At 61.6% G+C, this 4,411-nt stretch carries 3 protein-coding genes; all 3 read left to right on the top strand.

From position 1 onward, the window contains the following. The first annotated feature begins 84 nt into the window (after positions 1-84). Genes RUTHE_RS00995 through RUTHE_RS00985 form a run of 3 tightly spaced genes read left to right on the top strand, consistent with a single transcriptional unit; the run spans position 85 to position 4,334 of the window. Positions 85-429, top strand: coding sequence for a winged helix-turn-helix transcriptional regulator (locus RUTHE_RS00995; protein ID WP_021096355.1), 345 nt, complete (start codon positions 85-87; stop codon positions 427-429). Between the two features lie 48 nt (positions 430-477). After that, positions 478-2,991, top strand: coding sequence for an AAA family ATPase (locus tag RUTHE_RS00990; RefSeq protein ID WP_021096354.1), 2,514 nt, complete (start codon positions 478-480; stop codon positions 2,989-2,991). Next, on the top strand, positions 2,988-4,334 hold the full coding sequence (locus RUTHE_RS00985) for an McrC family protein (RefSeq protein ID WP_021096353.1): 1,347 nt from the start codon (positions 2,988-2,990) through the stop codon (positions 4,332-4,334). The genes RUTHE_RS00990 and RUTHE_RS00985 overlap by 4 nt, the downstream gene beginning before the upstream one ends. Positions 4,335-4,411 lie beyond the last annotated feature (77 nt).

Here is a 4,411-nt window from a genome sequence, read left to right as displayed (position 1 = left end):
GCGATGAAATTACACCAGCTCCTCGGACGCTAACACTACGACCTGCTGCAGCAGGTTCGCGAGAACGGCGACTGGGAGACGTGGTTGGAGTTCTTCCTCGACGGCATCGCCGAGACCTCTCTGCAGGCATCAGAGGCAGCGCGCGAGATCCTCGCGCTTTTCGAAGCCGATCGACACCGGATCGAGGATCTCGGGCGCCCGGCCGCATCCGCGCTCCGGGTCCACCAGCTGCTTCAGCAGAAGCCGATCATCGGCATTCCGGCGGCGGCGCAGCGGCTGAGCATCTCGCCCCCGACAATTGCGAAGTCGATCCAGCATTTGGAGGATCTCGGCATCGTACGGGAGGTGACGGGGAAACAGCGTGGCCGGATGTATGTCTACAGCGACTACTTGAGCATCCTCAGCCGAGGAACTGAGCCATTGCGGTGAAACGATCACCTTCTTCTCTTCTAGAACCTGCGAAACTGCGATCTGTGAATGACGAAAGAGCACGAATTCAAGACATGGCTCGAGCAAGGCGGAGCCCAGACAGAAGCGGGCCGCAATTCGCGGGCTTACGCGATCCGAACCATTGAGCGGAACCTTTCGGCGCTTGGCATGCCGCATCGGGATCTCGACGAGGCATGGGAAGCCGACAGGTTCGAGGCGCTGCGAGAGCGTCTGCGCAAAATCCGGGAGGATGCCCGAACAGGCGGTCAGGACTACCGAATCCTCATGCCGGACTCCGACAATCCCCACAACAGGCTCTCCAACTGGGGTAGCTGGTTGGGGCAGTACGGGCGGTTCCTGGCGGGTGACCCTCCGGGAGCGGCCAAGGACGCTGATCGGATACGGCAATACGTACTCGAGCACTACATCGAACCCGCACGTGAGGAAGGTCGCGAGCACGTCGACGTGCTCGTCCGCGACGTGAACGAAGCACTTGGGCTCAAGGAGGCCTGGCCGAATATCTGCCAAGCTCTGGCCGGACGGATATTCCAAGACATGGCGCAGCTCCCAGAGCCTGAACGGATCGGGGCCGACCAAAGCTCAGCCACGGTGTTCCGCTTCAAGCTTGATGAAACCGTTCAGTCCGATGGAAGCCGCCCCTTCGTCCTTTTCGATGCGACGGGGGCCCCCTTTCAGCCTGTCAAGAACTACAACCGCAGCAGCGGCGTATCGGCATTTCGGATCAAGCCGCGAGGCGCCGGGAACAAGGCGGATGAGGCTATCGAGACGGAGGACATCGTCGATGTCGCACGGGCGATGCTCGTCGACGGCCTCGCGTCACGTGTCAAGGCGATCGCCGGCGGACCCGTCAATTACCTGACCTACGGCGGCGACAAGCTTGTTCGCTATGAGCTCTCTCCGGAGATTGCTCAGGCAATCGGCGTTCCCCCACGTGGCGGCGTGAATGGAACGAGCAGTGCTGACGACGGTCGCGCGACTGACGCCAAGATCCAGAAGGGATTCACCCCCATGAACCTCATTCTCTACGGGCCACCCGGCACCGGCAAAACCTTTACTACCGCGGCCGAGGCGGTGCGCCTGTGTGGCGAGCCCGTCCCGGCGGATCGGGCCGAACTCATGGCAGTGTACCAAAGGCTGTTGGCGGACGGGCGAATAGAGTTCGTCACCTTCCACCAGTCGATGAGCTACGAGGAGTTCGTCGAGGGGCTGCGTCCCGACACACCGGGCGTAGAGAGCCAGGAGTTGGACGCGGACGAACTGGACGCAGCCGGTTTCCGCCTCAAGATCGAGGATGGCATCTTCAAGCGGATCTGCGAACGGGCTCGGTTGGATCCCGGCGAGGGTTCGGGCGATCGCCGGCTTGATCGAACGCGTCCAATCTTCAAAGTTGCCCTCGGAAGACGCTTCCAGGAAGAGGAGCAAATCAAGCGCGCTCTTGATGCAAACGAGATCCGCCACGGCTGGAGTGGAAAGATCGATTGGTCGGATGAGCGATTTGAAGACTGGGCTGAAATCAAGACCGAGCTGGAACGTCGGACCGGCAAGGAGATCAGCGGCCATGCCGGCGAGCTCGTCTGCACCTTCTCATTTCGGTCCGATATGCAGGTGGGTGATTATGTCGTAATTTCTGATGGTCGTGACAGAATGCGTGCCTTTGGCACGATCGCAAGCGACTACTTCTTCGAGGCTGATGCTGAACACCACCCCCATCGCCGGAGGGTCGAATGGCTTTGGCGTGATGACCAAGGAACGGAGCGCGCGAGATTTTATCCGAATGGCTTCCGGCAACATACCGTCTACAAATTGAATGGTGCTCTGGTCGAATGGGACGGCTTGGAGCAAGTCGTTTTCGGCGTTGACAGGTCGATCCCAGCGGAAGGCGCTAGGCCCCACGTCCTCATCATCGACGAGATCAACCGGGCGAACATCTCCAAAGTTTTCGGTGAGCTGATTACGCTCTTGGAGCCCGACAAGAGGCTTCGTGCTGAAAACGAAATCCGACTTACGCTGGCCTATTCGAAGCGGCTCTTCGGCGTGCCGTCCAACCTGCACATCCTCGGCACCATGAACACCGCCGACCGGTCGATCGCGCTTCTCGACACTGCACTCCGGCGGCGGTTCACCTTCCGTGAAATGATGCCTGATGCATCCATCCTCAAAGACGCTGGCCAGAAATGCGGGATCGACCTGCCGCGACTTCTCGCCACGATCAACGAGCGGATCGAGTATCTCTACGACCGCGAACACCAGATCGGACACGCCTACTTCACTGCGTGCAGTTCGCAAGCAGATGTCGACGAGGTCATGCGCCACAAGGTCATCCCGCTCCTCGCGGAATACTTCTTCGAAGACTGGGCCAAGATCGCGGCCGTGCTCGGCGACCTGGAACCGGGTGAGGGTTCGATCACCGGTGGCTTTCTCAAGCGTACGGTCCTGAACCCGCCTCCGGGCCTCGAGGACGGCGATGCTGTCGCCCGGTTTCGCTGGCAGGTTCGATCCGTCGATGAGGGCTTCGACTACAGCAAGTTGGTCGGGACATGATCCGCCGCACGATCCGCGAGTGGGAGCGCATCGCCTACGGGTCCGGCGACACCGAGATCCCGGAGACGCAGGCTGATCGGCTTGCCGCGGTTGCGAGGACATCGACCTTCTCCGGGCGCGGGGGTGAGGGTGTTCTGGAACACGGGCGGAAGGGGCTCCGAGCACGTGGAGTCGTCGGCGTCATTGCCACCCCCGACTGCCAACTTGAGATTCTCCCAAAAATCGAAGGGGGCGGCGAGAGCGGGGTGTCGGATGCGGTACTCAGGCAGCGCCTCATCCACATGCTTGCGGTGACCTACGATCTGCCAATCGAAGCCGGCGCGATGACGCAGCTTGGCTGGCAGCGCGAGACCGTGCTCGAACTTCTGATCCGTCTGTTCTGTGCGAAGCTCACCGACGCGGTCCGCCAAGGGATGCCGCGCCACTACCTCGAACACGAAGACGACTTGCCTGCGCTTCGGGGACGCCTGGACGTGACACGGCAGTTCTCGACGCTCGCGGTCTCGCCACAAAAGCTCGCATGCCGTTTCGATGCTCTATCGCCGGACATTGCCCTGAATCAGGTCATGCGGGCGGCGGTCAGCAAGCTGTCGCGTCTGTCCGGTGCTCCGGATAACCAGCGCGCGCTGCGCGAGCTGAGCTTCGTGTATGCCGACGTAGCCGACGTTCCTCCCAACGCCCTCCGCTGGGACCGGATCCTCCTGGACCGCACCAATCGTCGTTGGCGGGATCTCCTGTCTCTCGCACGCCTCTTTCTATCAGACCGGCACCAGCAGACGAGCGCGGGAACCATCGACGGTCACGCGCTGCTCTTCGAGATGAACGTCTTGTTCGAAGCATACATCGAACGGACCCTGTCGCGTGCTCTGGCCGGCACGGGCTTCCGTGTGTCGTCGCAAGGCGGCCATCGGGATTGTCTCTACGAAGGCGAGACCGGCCGCTTCCGCACAAGGCCCGACCTCATCGTCCGGGAGGGCGAGAAGATAGCGCTGATCATCGACACGAAGTGGAAGCGCATGACGCCACGGATCGACGATCCAAAGCAGGGGGTCAGCCAGGCGGACGTCTACCAGCTGATGGCATATGGCAGGCTCTACGATTGCCCGAACGTCATGCTGCTGTACCCCCATCATGGCGACCTGCCGCCAGATCCGATCCGCCGGCGGTACTCCATCGCGACAAAGGCCGCGTATGAGTCGCTGATCGTGGCCACTCAAGACCTCGCCGGCACACAGCGAGACCACAGGGAGGCCCTTCGACAGCTCGTCATGGATTGCTTGGCGCGCGAAAGCGCGCAGGAAGCACCTGACCATCACGGCAGCGCGCTTTTCGAAGCGATATGAAGGACTTCGGCGCCTCTTGCTTCCACAGTGCTTCCACGTATGGCCTCAAACGCAGACGCCGCCTTGGGGGGCGGCGT

The organism is Rubellimicrobium thermophilum DSM 16684 (genome assembly GCF_000442315.1).
Taxonomy (GTDB): domain Bacteria; phylum Pseudomonadota; class Alphaproteobacteria; order Rhodobacterales; family Rhodobacteraceae; genus Rubellimicrobium; species Rubellimicrobium thermophilum.
Note: the sequence above shows the minus strand (reverse complement) of the source record. Positions and strands in the feature narration are given on the sequence as shown.

Bases quoted from the DNA above. Each gene is read 5' to 3' on its own strand.
- RUTHE_RS00985 (WP_021096353.1), top strand. From the start codon at position 2,988: ATGATCCGCCGCACGATCCGCGAGTGGGAGCGCATCGCCTACGGGTCC.
- RUTHE_RS00990 (WP_021096354.1), top strand. From the start codon at position 478: ATGACGAAAGAGCACGAATTCAAGACATGGCTCGAGCAAGGCGGAGCC.